The sequence below is a fragment of the Bradyrhizobium sp. USDA 4503 genome (assembly GCF_054055815.1).
In genome coordinates this window covers 1,594,209-1,608,247 of the sequence record NZ_JBSRXS010000001.1, presented here as the reverse complement: position 1 = coordinate 1,608,247, position 14,039 = coordinate 1,594,209, and the positions used below count along the sequence as shown (strand labels likewise).

Genomic DNA, 14,039 nt, shown 5'->3' with positions numbered 1-14,039 from the left:
TGATCGGTATCTTAGTGAGACTTTCGGCTCGATCGATTTGACGCAGGCGGCAGCCGTGGCCCGGCGCGAGCTAGGCAAAGCGCAGGACGATCCAGATACCCGGGCGTTCTTGGTCCGTATTCTGCATCCGTTCCGCTAGTCGGGTGACGGGGCGATCCGCTAGCCTGCCGCCCGGCAGGGATCGCAAGCGGAATGGCTGAGCAGGGCACGACGCCGGGCGGCAAACGCGGCTACGCGGGGACGTGGCCGCCGCGCGCGGCTGCGCCGGTCGGCGGCTTTCTCCCGGCGCGCCTCGGCATCTGGAAGCCTCTCGCCGAGACAATGCGGCAATGGGCACGCGCGGAGGCCGGCGCGGGCCGCCTGTTGCCCTGGGTGCCGGTGGCGTTCGGCACCGGCATCGCGTTCTATTTCGCGGCCGAGCATGAGCCGGTGCTGTCGGTCGCGGCCACCGTCGCAATCCTGCTCTGCCTGCTGGCGCTGCTGCTGCGGCGACGCAGCGTGTTTCCCGTCATCGTGCTGCTGGCCGCGGTGGCCGCGGGCTTTGCGACGGCGACCTGGAAGACGGCGCGCGTCGCTCACACGGTGCTGGCGCGGCCGATGTTCTCGGTGGCGCTGACCGGCTTCGTCGAGACGCGCGACATCCGCGAGAAGACCGATCGTTTCGTGCTGCGTGTGGTTTCGATGGAGAGCCCGCGCGACATGACGAAGCTCGATCGGGTCCGGCTCTCGGTGAAGAAGGGCACCGCGCCCGATGTCGGCAGCTTCGTTGAATTGAAGGCACGGCTGCTGCCGCCGCTCGGGCCGCAGCGCCCGGGCTCCTATGATTTCGGCCGCGACCTGTATTTCCAGGGCATCGGCGCCTCCGGCTTCGTGATGGGCGCGGTCAAGACCAGGGAGCCGCCTGCGACCGGCGGCTTTGCGCTGCGCTACGCCGCCTTCATGCAGGGCCTGCGCGACGCCATCGACGCGCGGATTCGCACCACGCTCGACGGCGACCAGCGCGCGATCGCGACCGCCTTGCTCACCGGCCGGCGCGATGCGATCTCGACGCCGGTCAACGATGCGATGTTCATCTCGGGGCTCGGCCATGTGCTGTCGATCTCCGGCTACCACATGGCCGTGGTCGCCGGCGTCGTGTTCTTCGCGGTGCGCGCGCTGCTCGCGCTGTTTCCGGCGCTGACGGCGGGGCATCCGATCAAGAAATGGGCGGCGGCGGCCGCGCTGGTCGCCGCGGCGTTCTATCTGTTGCTGTCGGGCGCCGAGGTCGCGACGCAGCGGTCGTTCTTCATGACCGCCGTGGTGCTGCTCGCCGTGATCGTCGACCGCCGCGCGATCACCTTCCGGACCCTGGCGGTGGCGGCGCTGATCGTGCTCGCGATCGCGCCGGAGGCGCTGGTGCATCCCAGTTTCCAGATGTCGTTTGCGGCAACGCTCGGGCTGGTGGCGCTGGTGCAGATCGGGCTGCCGAACCTGCTGGCGTCGCCCGACCATTCGGCAACTGCGCGGGTTGCGCTGTGGGGCGGCCGCGAGCTCACGATGCTGATGCTGGCCTCGCTGGTGGCGGGGCTGGCGACGACGCCCTATGCCGCGTTCCATTTCCACCGCGTGACGCCCTACGGGCTGCTCGCCAACCTTGCGGCGATGCCTGTCGTGTCGGCGGTCGTGATGCCGGCCGGCCTGCTGGGGCTCGTCGCCATGCCGTTCGGCTTCGACGGCGTGTTCTGGGCGATCATGGGTCTTGGCATCGACTGGATGATCCTGGTGACGCAATGGGTCGCCGCACTCCCGGGCGCGGTCGGCCGCATGGCGGCGTTCGGCATCGGGCCGCTGATCGCAGCGAGCGCCGGCATCATCCTGCTCGGGCTGCTGCGCACGCCGCTGCGCTGGTCAGGCGCGGCGCTGTTGCTGGTGGCCTCGGTCTGGGCGCTCAAAGTGCCGCAGCCGGACGTGCTGATCTCCGGCGACGGCCGCAACGTCGCGGTGCGTGGCGGTGACGGGTGGCTGCATCTGATGCACAGCGCCAAGGATGCATTTTTGGTCAAGGAGTGGCTGGCGGCGGACGCCGACGCGCGCACCGCCACCGATGCGTCGCTCGGCGAGGGCGTCTCGTGCGATGCCGGCGGCTGCGTGACCCAGGGACCCGGCGGCGTCTTCGTCGCGCTGGCGACCCGGCCGGAGGCGCTGGCGGACGACTGCGAGCGCGCAGCCCTGATCGTGACGGCGCGGCCGGCGCCGCAGGGCTGCGCGGCATCGGTGATCGATGCCGAGCGGCTGCGCCGCCACGGCGCGCTGGTGCTGCGAAGGATCAGGGACGGCTACGCCGTCGATGCGGTCAAGCCCGGCGGGATCGACCGGCCGTGGTCGCCGGCGGTTCCCGGCGACGGCGAGAGCGAAACGACGCTGCGCGCGCCCGCCGCCGCGCCGCGGCCTGCGGTGGATGCGACGCCGGCCGAGACCGATCTGCAGGGCGATGATTAGCGAGGATTAGCCGTGGTCCGGCGAGGGGCTGCTCGGCAACTCGAACAGGCCGAGATGGTATTCGTCGGAGTCGGGGCCGGCGTCGGGCTTCTTGACGAGGGTGAAGGAAGCCTCGGGAAATTGCTCCCAGACTTTCAGGTCGTCGGCCGTTACCGTCAGCCAACCGAACCGGAACATGTAGCGGCCCGGTTCCGTGACGCGTCCAGCCTTTTGCCATGTGACCTTATCGACCACCGCGCACGTCCTCCGTGCCCGATGATGCGCCAAGGTGCCGGCCGACGCAAATCTCCTTCTGCGCCCCGGAAGCGGGAGTCCGGGGTCGCCCGAAATTGCTTAGGTCATCCGCCGCCGAACAGCTCATTCCGCGGCGACGATGCGCTCAACCCAAAAACAGGGTTGCGAATGCGGAGGGCCGCCGCTCCACAACCTTCGGCTTCTGCTCGACCGGCGGATGCAGCGCCGGCAATTGCAGCACGCTGACGCGCTGTCCCTCGACCAGCTGGGTCACCAGCACATGGCTGCCGTCGGGGAATTCGACCGCGTCATGATGCCGATCAGGCACGTCGGGCTCGACTTCGTTGAACACGCCGACGCGATAGTTCAGCGTCTTGGTCCAGATCCAGCGGCTGTCGTAGCGAACGTTCTCGGCGAAAGCGAGCTCGGTGCCCGGCAGCATGCAGACCGCGACAGTGGGATCGTTCTCCGAAGCAAAGCCGCGGGTCGACGTGCCGCGGAACGTCGTCGTGATCAGCGTCTCTCCGACAATGGCGGGGCGCGATGCCACGGCGTGCAGACTATAGTCACACATCGGATGGCTCCTCATTTCGAGGTAGCGACCCGTGCCTCTCCTTGAGGCATTAGGGCCTCTACCAGAGTGGACGATAGCGAACGAGCGTCTGCTCGTTTCTGGGCGATTGTACGACTGGTCCGAGATCGCTCCGATCACAAACACGCGACGCTGCGCGAGAGGTATCGGAGCGCATCGGGCAGGCCGTACGCTACGCTATCATGCAAGGAACGATCCGACGTGTTGCTCGTTCCCGGCCGCCGCAAGTATTTGCAGTTCAGTATTTGCGATAAAGGCCGATCAGCTTGCCCTGGATGCGGACCCGGTTCGGCGGCAGGATGCGCACTTCATAGGCGGTGTTGGCCGGCTCGAGCGCGATCGATGCGCCGCGGCGGCGGAAGCGCTTCAGGGTGGCTTCCTCCTCGTCGATCAGCGCCACCACGATGTCGCCGGTATTGGCGACGTCGTTGCGCTGGATCAGCGCCATGTCGCCGTCGAGGATGCCGGCATCGACCATCGAGTCGCCGCGCACCTCGAGCGCATAGTGCTCGCCGGCACCGAGCATGTCGGGCGGCACGCTAATGGTGTGGCTGCGGGTCTGCAGCGCCTCGATCGGCGTACCGGCGGCGATCCGGCCCATCACGGGGACCGCGACCGGACGGTTGCCGTCGTCCTCGGCAATCGGCGGCGTGCTGGCGCGCCGGCCGAGGGTGCCTTCGATGACGCTGGGCGTGAAGCCGCGGCGACCGTTGCCGCCGCCGGCCGAGAGTTCGGGCAGCTTGATGACCTCGATGGCGCGGGCGCGGTTCGGCAGGCGGCGGATGAAGCCGCGCTCCTCCAGCGCAGTGATCAGGCGGTGGATACCGGACTTCGAGCGCAGGTCGAGCGCATCCTTCATCTCGTCGAAGGAGGGCGGTACGCCGGCCTCTTTCAGACGTTCATTGATGAAACGCAGTAGTTCGTACTGTTTGCGCGTGAGCATCTCGAGTATTCCCCCGGTTGATAGCGTCGTTCGATTCCGAGACTCTTCTGGTGGGGCCTGCAGGCCGGGCCTGACCTCAGGAGCATGTGCTCAATGCACCTGCTTCCATGCAGCTTCCCGAATGTAGACACCAGTACTCGAAACAAATCATGAACGGACACTATATGTTCGATATGTGTTCCGCAACCACTTAATTTCCGGTGAACGTGTCGGGCAACGCACAATCGGCGGGGCGCGAAAACCCTATTCGGGCAGTGTCAGGATCTCGCATTCGCTGCCTTCGACGGCCGCCGCCGCGAACGGCGGGCGCACGAGAAGTGCCCGTGCCGCAGCGAGATTCCCGAGCAGCGACGAGTCCTGCTGCGTCACCGGCGTTGCGATCAGCGTGCCGTCCTCGCGCGCTTCGAGCCGTGCACGCAGATAGTCCTCGCGCTGGTCGTTGGCGGCGAGGTCGCGGCCGAGCAGGGCGCTCGCGCGGCGATGATGAATCACTTTCCGGCCGCTCAGCGCCCGAATCAACGGCACCAGGAACAGGAAGGCGCAGACATAGGACGACACCGGATTGCCCGGCAGGCCGATCACCCGCATCGCGCCGAGCCGGCCATGCATCATCGGCTTGCCGGGCCGCATCGCAATCCGCCAGAACGCCATCTCGACCCCCTCGGCTTCCAGCGACCGCTTGACGAGATCGTGGTCGCCGACCGAGGCGCCGCCTGTCGTGATGAGGACATCGGCGCCGGCCTCGCGTGCCCGGCGGATACCGGCCGTGGTCGCCTCCACCGTGTCGGCGGCAACGCCGAGGTCGACGGTCTCGGCGCCCTCGGCGCGCGCCAGCGCCCGCAGCGCGTAGCCGTTGGAATAGACGATCTGGCCGGGGCCGGGCTGCGAGCCCGGCATCACCAGCTCGTCGCCGGTCGCCAGCACCGCGACCTTCGGGCGGCGGCGCACCGCAAGTTCCGGATAGTTCATGGCGGCCGCCAGCGACAGCGCGCGGTCGGACAGGCGGCTGCCGCCGGCGAGCAGCACCTCGCCCTCACGGAAGTCGACCCCAGCCGGGCGGATGTGCCGCCCGACGCTGGCGGCCTCCGAGATCGTGATGTGGTCGCCGTCGACGGCGGTGTCTTCCTGGATGATCACAGCGTCGGCGCCATTGGGGATCACGCCGCCGGTGAAGATCCGCACCGCCTCGCCGGCGCCGACCGTCCGCTCGAACGGCCGTCCGGCGGCGACTTCGCCGATCACCTTGAGCCGGGCCTTTAGATCGGCCGCATCGGCGGCGCGCACTGCATAGCCGTCCATCGCCGACATCGGCTGCGGCGGCTGGGTGCGGAGCGCCGCGAGGTCGTGCGCAAGCGTGCGGTGGTAGGCGGCATCGAGCGCGACCATCTCCTCCGGCAGCGGTTCGGCGCCGGCGAGGACGGCGGACAGGGCATCGGCAACCGGCATCAGGGCCACGCTCAGAGCTCCTCAATTCCTAAGTTTCAATACCAAGTGCGGTCAAAGCCCTTGCCACGTCATCCGTCGATGTCACGTGGATAGCATGAAGGCCGCGCGCCCGCGCACCTTCGATATTGGCGGCTAGGTCGTCGAAAAACAGGATCTGCGACGCCGGCACGCCGATGGCTTTTACCACATGATCATAGGCCTCGGCGTCGGGTTTGCGGAAGCCGATGCTCGAGGACAGGAAGACGTTGCGGAAATGGCTGAGCAGCTCGGCGTGGGTGACCGAGAAATGCGCGACATGGGCCGGATTGGTGTTGGAGAAGGCGTAGAGCGGCATCCGCTTGGCGGCCGCCGCGAGCAGCGGGGCGATGCCCGGCATCTCGCCGGTGAAGATCGCGTTCCAGCCTTCGAGGAACTGGGCGTCCGTGATGTCGATGCCGAGCGTTTGGCGCAGCCTTTCGAAGAACGCCGTGTCGTCGATCCGGCCGATCTCGTGATGCTTGAAACTGTCGTCGACGACAAAGCGCGTGGCGAGCTCGGCAGGCACACAGCCGGCATGCTGCGCCCAGCGCGCCATCACCCTGTCAAAGTTGATGTCGAGCACGACGCGGCCGATATCGAACAGCAGCACGTCGACGGAGTTGGGAGTGAATTGCGAGGTCATTGCGTGAAACCGTGTACGAGAATTGCGGGCAGGCGGCAATGTCCTCGATTTCAGTGACCGGTGTGTGGATTGTACGTGGCGTTGCATTCATCGCGAGACTGTTCCCGCGCACACCACCGTCGTCCCGGCGAAGGCCGGGACCCATAACCACCGCATTTGATCAGGAATGGGATCGTGGCCCCAGCGTCGCGCAACAATTGAGATTTGGGGTAATGGGTCCCGGCCTTCGCCGGGACGACGGCGGGCGTCGTCGCTTGTGCGTCAAACATCCGTATTCTCGCGACATGATCTGTCCGAGCCTTGCTCTTTTCACCCTATATTTTTGCTGCGGGGCTTGGCTTGCCGCGTCGGGCAACTCAGTGGCACGCACGCACGAGCTTTCAGCGCACCAAGCGACTTGATGCTTGCCGCGGCCTGACGCCCGCGGTGGCTTGGTGCCCGCCGGACGTAGCTCTCACAGCCTGGACAGCGCCAAGCCGAGGTAACCGATCAGCGCACCGGTGCTGAGAATGATGACGACGAGCGCCTGTTCCGAGCGTGCTTGCAAGGTTTTCCGGGTCACGGCGGGGACGCTCCGTCTTTCGAGATCATGCGGTCCAACGAACAGCATCGATTTCCGTTCCGGTCCTTCCCCTGGGAACCTTCACGACCTGCCGAGTGACGCGACGGACGCGGAACAGGAACGCGGCTCGGCCGCCTATGAGGACGGCGCGATCCCCGGAACGGGGAAGGCGCGGCACATCTCGACGCTGTTCGACCTCAGTCGCTTGACGACCTCTGCATCTCCCTTCGACCGGAGGGACTCCGCAATGAGTTCGGCGATCAGGCGCATTTCGGGCTCGCCCATGCCGCGCGTGGTCGCCGCCGGCGTCCCGAGGCGAATGCCGCTCGGCTTGAGCGGCGGACGCGGATCGTCGGGAATGATCTGCTTGTTTGCGGTGATCCCGACGGCGTCGAGGATGTTCTCGGCCGTGCCGCCGTCCACGCCGACGCTGGCCACGGTATCCACGACCATCATGTGATTGTCGGTTCCGCCGGTGATCAACGACATGCCGCGTTCCATCAACGCTTCGGCCAGGACCTTCGCGTTGCGCATGACCAGTCTTGCATAGGCCTGAAAATCGGACGTCGATGCCTTCTTCAGCGTGACCGCGGTTCCGGCCACAACGTTCATATGCGGGCCTCCCTGCAGCCCCGGGAACACCGACGCGTCGATCTTGCCGGCGAACTCCCGGCGACAGAGAACGATGCCGCCGCGCGGCCCGCGAAGCGTCTTGTGCGATGTCGTCGTCATCACGTCGAAACCCGCATCGAGCGGATTGCGCAAGGCATTGCCGGCGATCAGGCCGCCGTAATGGCTGACGTCGGCCATGGTCAGTGCACCCACCTCATCGGCGATGCTCTTGAAGGACGCATAATCCAGATCGCGCGGATAAGAGCTGTAGCCGCACAGCACCAGCTTCGGGCGGACGTGCCGGGCCATGGAGCGGAGCTCATCGAAATCGATGGCGCCGCCGTTTGACGGCTGCGTCTTGTAGCGGGCGAAGTTGAAGAGCCGCCCCATGTGCGACACCGGCGCGCCATGAGTGAGGTGGCCGCCGTGTGACAGGTCCATCGCCAATATCGTATCGCCGGGCTGCAGCAGGCCGAGATACACGGCCTGGTTCATTGGCGACCCGGACAGAGGCTGAACGTTGGCATGTTCGGCGCGGAACAGCGCGCAAGCGCGCTGTCGGGCAAGGTTCTCTATCTGGTCAGTAAATTCCTGGCCGCCGTAATAGCGGCGTCCCGGATAGCCCTCGGAATACTTGTTGGTGAACACCGATCCCAGCAGCTCGAGCACCTCGGGGTAGGTGTAGTTCTCCGATGGAATCAGCTCGACGCCGTCTTGCTGGCGGCGCTCTTCGCCCTCGAGCGCAAGGGCAACTTCCGAATCGTTGAGATGGAGTTCGTTGCGGAATGACGGCATGGTCCGGGCTCCCTAAGACGCTGGATCATCAGCTGAACGGGTTGCCCAGGCGAACGGCGTTGGAACCCTTCGCGCTTCACCGTGGTCAATTCCACGTAAGCTCGCCAGTCGCGCGAGGGGCGAATGAGCCTGCGAAGCTCATCGCGAGCAGAGGCTATCCAATCTCAGGCGGGCTCGCAAGGGTTGGTCGCTGCCGCCGACGCGGGCTCAGCGTTCGCCGAGATCGAGCTGCGTCAGGATGCCTTGCCGCAGCGCGAGGCGGACCAACTCGATATCGGTGCCGACGCCGAGCTTGTCCTTGATCAGGGAATGGAGGTTCGCGACCGTCTTGGGACTGAGGTGCAGCGCCTCGGCGATCTCCTCGGTGGTGTTTTCCGCGAGCAGCATGCGCAGCACCTCGAATTCCCGCGCGGTCAGGAGGTCGGCCGCCTTGGTCTCGCCGGCAAGGTGGCTGAGCGCGAGCTCGTGGTCGATATCCGGGCTGATCGCGATCTTGCCCGACAGCGCATCCATCACGGCGTGCACCAGCGTCTCCGGCGGGCTGGTCTTGGTGACATAGCCGCTCGCGCCGGCGCGGATCGCCTGCACGGCAAAGGCCGCGCTCTGGTGCATGGTGAACACCAGGATTTTTGCGCGCCTGTCCCACTGCCGGAGGCGGCGGATGGCCTCGATGCCGCCGATGCCGGGCATCGACAGGTCCACGATGACGAGGTCGGGCCCGGTGTCCTTGTAGAGGCGGTAGGCCTCGACGCCGTCGGAGGCTTCGGCGACGACGCAGAGGCCCGGCTGCTTCTGCAGCATCGCCCGGTAGCCCTCCCGGACGACGGCGTGGTCGTCGACCAGCATGATGGTGCGCGCCGCGTGGCTCATGCCGCGCGCTCCACCGGTGCGGCCTCTCGGCTGGCCGCGACGGGAACGATGACGCGGAGCGAGGAGCCGCTGGGCTGTCCGGTCTCGAAGCTGAGCCGCCCGCCCAGCGCGGCGACCCGCTCGCGCATGCCGAGCAGGCCGAGGCCGGACCTGAGCTGGGGATCGCCTTGCGGATCGCCGGGCTGGCCGTCATCGTCGATCGCGAGCACGATCGCGCTGTCGCCGCCGCCAGGCGGCGCCTCGCGCATCTCAAGCCGCAGCATGACGCGCGTGGCGCCGGCATGCTTGGCGGCGTTGGTGAGCGCCTCCTGCACGATGCGGTAGAGATTGGCGCTGACGGAGGCGACCAGGCGCTCGAACGATCCCGATATGGTGATCTCGAACCGCGGCTGTCCGCGGCTGCGGCCGTTCCAGCCGGCGACCAGGCCCTCGAGGCTGGCCGCAAGTCCGAGTTCGTCGACATCGGGCGGGCGGAGCCGGAAGAGGGCGCCGCGCAACGTCTCCATCATGTCGGTCGCGGTCCGCGCGATGCCGTCGCATTCGGCGAGCAAAGGCGGGCAATCCGCGGCCGCGGTCTGGCGCGCCGAGGCGGCGAGCGCACGGATGGCGGCCAGCGACTGCCCGAACTCGTCATGCAGCTCACGCGCGAGGTGGCGGCGCTCCTCGTCCTGCACCAGGATCAGTTTCTGCGTCAGCGCGTTGCGGTCGGAGAGCGCGGCGGCGAGGCGCTCGGCGAGCTGGTTGAAGACGTTGCCGATCGCGGACAGTTCGGCGAGATCGAACGGCGGCAGGCGCGCGGCGAGGTCGCCAGCGGCGATCCGCTCGAGCCCGTCGCGGATCTGCCGCGTCGGACACAGCGCGCGCGCCAGCGCCGCATAGACCAAAGCGCAGAGCAGCGGCAGCGCGATCATGAACACCGCCATCAGCCGGCCGGCGTCGTGCCAGGCCTCGGCGGTCGGCACCGCCGGATCAATCCAGGCCACGGCCTCGCCGATGGCGTTGCCGCGCGAAACCACCTGCCGCACCACCTCGCGGCCGGGATCGAACAGGCGGCGATAGAGCGCCGCGAAGGCCAGCGGCGGCGCGGCCGTGTCAGTCTGCGCGCCGCCGCAGAAGCGCTGGCTGATCTCGCCGCTATTGCTGCGAAAGGCGAGGCACAGTCCCGGCGTCATGACCGAGGCGGCAACGCTGTCGAGATCGGGAAATTCGGAACGCGCATTGTTGAGCCACTGGATCTTGCTCTGCTGCAGCTGCAGCGTCTTGGCGGCGATATCGGCAACGGCCGCGATCCGCCCGCGCACCGAGCGGTCGGCCTCGATCAGGAAATAGCCGGAGATGACGGCAAAGCAGAGCGTCGAGACGATCGCCACGCGCAACGTCAGCCGCAGTTTCAGATCGCTTCCGGACCAATTCCACATTGGCGTATCCTCAGAGATCGCAGACGGGCTTCGGCGAGCCATCGCGGGCAGGGCCGTCAGGCACATTAAACGGCAGAACGGAGGCGTCGAGAAGCGCTGCCATAGCCGTTCTTCGGGCGCGGACCATCGTTCGTGAAATTTTCCCGGCACCGGGCGGGAGGCACTCCGCTGCGGCGCGGCGGCCAGTTGGCCCAGGATGCGACCGACCCGCCCGCGCCCGCACCCGAAAGGCCCAGACCATGCGACAATCCCGTCTTGTCTTGTACGCCCTCGCGTTGACCGGCCTTCTGGCCGGACCTTGTCAGTTGCGCGCCGAAACGGGCACGGTGCCAGCATCTCAGCTTGGCGTCAGCATCGATGATTTCAGTTATGTCGACACCTCGGGGGAGGTCCTCGATCAGACTGCCGCGCATCAGAAGCGGCTCGATGCGTTCACGCGCGCGCTGCGCGCCGACGTCGCCGCGGAGCCGCGCTATCGCCTGGTGCCAGCAGCGGCTTCCGCAGGCGAGGCCCGGATCAAGGTGGTCGGTGGCGTTCAGAAGATGAGCACGCTGGTGCAGTGGGCCAAGGTGGCGGTCATCGATGTCGAAGGGAGCCGCGTGCTGTACGAAAAGCTCTACACGTTTCGCGGCGACAATGACGACGCATGGGACCATGCGCGGATGTTCGTGTCGCGCGAGGTGCTCGGCGTGCTCGCGGCCGTGTTGCCGCCGGCACAGACCGCCACGGCTGCGCCGATCGGGCTTGCGGTGTTCGAGTTCGAGCTTGAGGACATCTCCGCGGCGCCGGCATCCGGCCTTGCCGACGCCGATGCGGCCTACCTCGCCGATGTGACCAAGGGCGTGCGTGACCGGCTTGCGCAGTCGGGCCGCTACCGCCTGGTCGATACCGGCGGCGCGACCGCCGAGCCCGTCAAGGCGCGTGCGCTGCGCGACTGCGACGGCTGCGAGGCCGCGATCGCGCAACAGCTCGGCGCAGATCAATCGCTGATCGGCGTGATCAGGCGGGTCAGCCGGACCGAATACACGATCGGCTTCCAGCTGCGCGACGCCCGCAGCGGCGCGGTCGTCTCACGCGGCGACAGCGGCCTGCGGATGGGCGCCGATTATTCCTGGACCCGTGGCGCGGTCCGCCTGGTCGGCGATCGCCTGCTCGAAGGTGGGGCGCAGCGCTAGGGATGCTTCGCGGCTGCGGCTGCAACTCTGGCAGGCGGACCATAGCAAAGTGCGATAGCTGCTAGACACACCGTCATCTGGCTCCGGGCTCATGCGTGCGCTATCACCGCCGCCTGATCACCGCACAGGAGCCGCCGATGCGTTTGCCCGCCATCCTCTTCACTCTCACGCTCGCCGCAAGCCCCGCGGCGGCCGAGGAGCTGTCGGGCACGCTGCAGAAGATCAAGGAGACGAAGAAGGTCACGCTCGGCTTTCAGGAGGCTTCCGTTCCCTTCAGCTATCTCGACGACAATCAGCGGCCGATCGGCTTTGCGCTCGACATCTGCCTGAAGATCGTCGATGCCGTGAAGAAGGAGCTCGGCGTATCCGACATCGCCGTCGACTACCTCCCGGTGACCTCGTCGAACCGCATTCCCCTGATGGTCAACGGCACGATCGATTTGCATTGCTCGGCGACCACCAACAGCGCGGACCGCCAGAAACAGGTGACCTTCACCAACACGCATTTCCTCAGCGCGACACGGTTTGCCGCCAAGAAATCCGCAGGGATCAACACGATCGACGATCTCAAGGGCAAGTCCGTCACCGCCGTTGCGGGCTCGGTGAACCTCACGCAGCTCATCAAGGTCAACACCGAACGCAAGCTCGGCATCAACGTTCTCCCGGCCAAGGACCAGGCCGAGGCGTTCCTGATGCTGGAGACCGATCGCGCCCAGGCCTACGCGCTCGACGACGTCCAGCTTGCGGTTGCGATCGCGCGATCGAAGCAGCCTTCGCTCTACATGATCAGCGAGGAGGCGTTCTCGAAGGCAGAGCCGTTCGGCATCATGCTGCGCAGGGAGGACACCCCGTTCAAGGCGCTCGCCGACCGCGCCACGGCGGAGCTCTACAAGAGCCCCGAGATCGAGGTCATGTACAGGAAGTGGCTGGAAGCGCCGACCCCGCCGAAAGGTATCAATTACAACGTCCCGATGTCGCCGGCGCTGCGCCACGCGTTCGCCCATCCGAGTTCGAGCTTCGATCCCGACGTGTACGAGGTCGGCAAGTAGCGTCACTTGCGGGTGTGCCAGCGCAAATCGATTGTGGTTCTCGGAAGCCGCTGCGCTCACCCCCGCGCCGAGCGGCAGTCCGGGTGCACCTCCAATGATTTACGGCCCCAGCGTGACGGCTGGGGCCGCAGGAGGTGGTGTGTGCCTCTGGGGCAATGAATCAGAGGACAACCACCGAACCGCACATCGATGACAATGTTCCAACAGGCTGCGGCCGGCCGTGCCATGCTGCCACTGAGAAGCTTGCAGACCGCGCCAGGACCGTACCATCATGACGTCGGCCGGCCCGAATCGAATGCGGGCCTGGTGGACGTCTCCAGCGTCGGCCTTCGGTCCCAAAGGGTGCCGGGGTCACATTTCTGCTTGCAGCTGATTTTTTTCGCTATGCCGATTGTTCTGCGGAGCCGACATTGAACCACGATGCATTGGCCAAGCTCACCGTCACCATCATTGTCCTGGTCGCGTTGCTGGTATGGCGCGTTGCCGACCAGAAGAAATCGATTGAATGCGGCGCAAATTGCCCGACCGATCTCTCCGCGAGCCGGAAGGCCGCTCAATAGATCGAAGCAACTTCGATCAACGGCGCGGATCGAACCGGCGCCGATCAAGCCAAGCGAGCTTTGTCGGCGCCATTCCGGTTCACGGCCGCCTGGTCAGCATGGCGCGCAGCCTAGCGCTTTGCGGGTGGGCCGCTCTTGTTGCCTGGTTGTCCCTTGATGTTCGACGAATCCTGTTCCTGGACATGCAGGTTCTGCGAGTTCGAGCCGACCGTGCCTTGCTTGGCGGGCGGCCCGCTCTTGTTGCCCGGCGCGCCGGCGATTCCGGTTCCGGAACTTTGAGCGCTCGGGGACGTCGTGGCGTTTGGGGAACCGGCGGCCGTGTCGGGGCGCCCCGGAGGCGTTGCGGCCGCGCCGGGCCTGTCCTGATCGCCGACATAGCCGGATTCACCGGAGTTGCGGGTCTTGGCACCCTTGTCGGCCTCGTTTTGCAGGTTCTGGGCAACCGCGTGTTGCGTCAGTATCGGGCTGGTTGCCATGGCACCGGCGATGAGCAGTGCGATTGTGCGGGTTCTCATGAGGGTCCCTCCTCTGGGTTGCCGGGGACAACACGTATCGCGATCATCATTTCCTATGCGCGCGAAAAATCGCCGCGAGGGAACAGGCATCGCGAACCTGGCGCGATCCGTTCGAGTGGCCAATTGCGG

General features: G+C 66.6%; 14 protein-coding genes and 1 riboswitch. Of the genes, 4 read left to right on the top strand and 10 right to left on the bottom strand.

Translation table 11 applies throughout. The annotated features are described in order from the left end of the window. Window positions 1–192 precede the first annotated feature (192 nt). Window positions 193–2,478: a ComEC/Rec2 family competence protein gene (locus ACVMIH_RS07720; RefSeq protein ID WP_456861160.1), complete on the top strand. Its 2,286-nt coding sequence runs from the start codon at window positions 193–195 to the stop codon at window positions 2,476–2,478. Window positions 2,479–2,484: 6 nt separating this feature from the next. Here the strand turns inward: ACVMIH_RS07720 and ACVMIH_RS07715 are convergent, their stop codons facing one another. The 9 genes from ACVMIH_RS07715 to ACVMIH_RS07675 all read right to left on the bottom strand — a co-directional run bounded on the left by ACVMIH_RS07715 (window position 2,485) and on the right by ACVMIH_RS07675 (window position 10,611). Then, window positions 2,485–2,712: a hypothetical protein gene (locus ACVMIH_RS07715; RefSeq protein WP_057016508.1), complete on the bottom strand. Its 228-nt coding sequence runs from the start codon at window positions 2,710–2,712 to the stop codon at window positions 2,485–2,487. 145 nt (window positions 2,713–2,857) lie between these two features. Then, complete coding sequence (locus tag ACVMIH_RS07710) at window positions 2,858–3,286, bottom strand: hypothetical protein (protein ID WP_026192810.1); 429 nt, start codon at window positions 3,284–3,286, stop codon at window positions 2,858–2,860. 256 nt (window positions 3,287–3,542) lie between these two features. After that, window positions 3,543–4,247, bottom strand: coding sequence for a transcriptional repressor LexA (gene lexA / locus ACVMIH_RS07705; RefSeq protein ID WP_016841600.1), 705 nt, complete (start codon window positions 4,245–4,247; stop codon window positions 3,543–3,545). A 243-nt stretch (window positions 4,248–4,490) separates the two neighbouring features. Further along, a complete protein-coding gene (locus ACVMIH_RS07700; RefSeq protein WP_456861158.1) occupies window positions 4,491–5,702 on the bottom strand; it encodes a molybdopterin molybdotransferase MoeA in 1,212 nt (403 codons plus the stop codon). A 19-nt stretch (window positions 5,703–5,721) separates the two neighbouring features. Next, window positions 5,722–6,354, bottom strand: a complete 633-nt coding sequence (locus tag ACVMIH_RS07695; RefSeq protein ID WP_456861156.1) for an HAD family hydrolase — start codon at window positions 6,352–6,354, stop codon at window positions 5,722–5,724. A gap of 454 nt (window positions 6,355–6,808) precedes the next feature. Beyond that, complete coding sequence (locus ACVMIH_RS07690) at window positions 6,809–6,964, bottom strand: hypothetical protein (RefSeq protein WP_200844552.1); 156 nt, start codon at window positions 6,962–6,964, stop codon at window positions 6,809–6,811. 87 nt (window positions 6,965–7,051) lie between these two features. After that, window positions 7,052–8,323 (bottom strand): serine hydroxymethyltransferase, encoded by a 1,272-nt coding sequence (locus tag ACVMIH_RS07685; protein WP_456861154.1) that lies wholly within the window; start codon window positions 8,321–8,323, stop codon window positions 7,052–7,054. Between the two features lie 36 nt (window positions 8,324–8,359). Continuing rightward, a riboswitch (ZMP/ZTP riboswitch) is annotated at window positions 8,360–8,445 on the bottom strand. Window positions 8,446–8,530: 85 nt separating this feature from the next. After that, window positions 8,531–9,193 (bottom strand): response regulator, encoded by a 663-nt coding sequence (locus tag ACVMIH_RS07680; protein ID WP_456861151.1) that lies wholly within the window; start codon window positions 9,191–9,193, stop codon window positions 8,531–8,533. Then, window positions 9,190–10,611 (bottom strand): sensor histidine kinase, encoded by a 1,422-nt coding sequence (locus ACVMIH_RS07675; protein ID WP_057016512.1) that lies wholly within the window; start codon window positions 10,609–10,611, stop codon window positions 9,190–9,192. The genes ACVMIH_RS07680 and ACVMIH_RS07675 overlap by 4 nt, the downstream gene beginning before the upstream one ends. A 239-nt stretch (window positions 10,612–10,850) precedes the next feature. Between ACVMIH_RS07675 and ACVMIH_RS07670 the strand changes: the two genes are divergently transcribed. From ACVMIH_RS07670 to ACVMIH_RS07660, 3 genes are all read left to right on the top strand, one after another. Then, window positions 10,851–11,786: a DUF3280 domain-containing protein gene (locus tag ACVMIH_RS07670; protein WP_057016513.1), complete on the top strand. Its 936-nt coding sequence runs from the start codon at window positions 10,851–10,853 to the stop codon at window positions 11,784–11,786. A 137-nt stretch (window positions 11,787–11,923) separates the two neighbouring features. After that, on the top strand, window positions 11,924–12,835 hold the full coding sequence (locus tag ACVMIH_RS07665) for an amino acid ABC transporter substrate-binding protein (protein ID WP_456861148.1): 912 nt from the start codon (window positions 11,924–11,926) through the stop codon (window positions 12,833–12,835). Window positions 12,836–13,245: 410 nt separating this feature from the next. Continuing rightward, window positions 13,246–13,395: a hypothetical protein gene (locus ACVMIH_RS07660; RefSeq protein ID WP_018271828.1), complete on the top strand. Its 150-nt coding sequence runs from the start codon at window positions 13,246–13,248 to the stop codon at window positions 13,393–13,395. Window positions 13,396–13,505: 110 nt separating this feature from the next. Here the strand turns inward: ACVMIH_RS07660 and ACVMIH_RS07655 are convergent, their stop codons facing one another. Beyond that, entirely contained in the window at window positions 13,506–13,910 is a 405-nt protein-coding gene (locus tag ACVMIH_RS07655) for a hypothetical protein (protein ID WP_456861146.1), read from the bottom strand. Between the last annotated feature and the right edge of the window lie 129 nt (window positions 13,911–14,039).

Excerpts from the sequence above, each read along its gene's own strand:
- ACVMIH_RS07720 (WP_456861160.1), top strand. The coding sequence starts at position 193 with ATGGCTGAGCAGGGCACGACGCCGGGCGGCAAACGCGGCTACGCGGGG.
- ACVMIH_RS07710 (WP_026192810.1), bottom strand. The coding sequence starts at position 3,286 with ATGTGTGACTATAGTCTGCACGCCGTGGCATCGCGCCCCGCCATTGTC.
- lexA (WP_016841600.1), bottom strand. The coding sequence starts at position 4,247 with ATGCTCACGCGCAAACAGTACGAACTACTGCGTTTCATCAATGAACGT.
- ACVMIH_RS07695 (WP_456861156.1), bottom strand. The coding sequence starts at position 6,354 with ATGACCTCGCAATTCACTCCCAACTCCGTCGACGTGCTGCTGTTCGAT.
- ACVMIH_RS07690 (WP_200844552.1), bottom strand. The coding sequence starts at position 6,964 with ATGCTGTTCGTTGGACCGCATGATCTCGAAAGACGGAGCGTCCCCGCC.
- ACVMIH_RS07685 (WP_456861154.1), bottom strand. The coding sequence starts at position 8,323 with ATGCCGTCATTCCGCAACGAACTCCATCTCAACGATTCGGAAGTTGCC.
- ACVMIH_RS07680 (WP_456861151.1), bottom strand. The coding sequence starts at position 9,193 with ATGAGCCACGCGGCGCGCACCATCATGCTGGTCGACGACCACGCCGTC.
- ACVMIH_RS07675 (WP_057016512.1), bottom strand. The coding sequence starts at position 10,611 with ATGTGGAATTGGTCCGGAAGCGATCTGAAACTGCGGCTGACGTTGCGC.
- ACVMIH_RS07670 (WP_057016513.1), top strand. The coding sequence starts at position 10,851 with ATGCGACAATCCCGTCTTGTCTTGTACGCCCTCGCGTTGACCGGCCTT.
- ACVMIH_RS07665 (WP_456861148.1), top strand. The coding sequence starts at position 11,924 with ATGCGTTTGCCCGCCATCCTCTTCACTCTCACGCTCGCCGCAAGCCCC.
- ACVMIH_RS07655 (WP_456861146.1), bottom strand. The coding sequence starts at position 13,910 with ATGAGAACCCGCACAATCGCACTGCTCATCGCCGGTGCCATGGCAACC.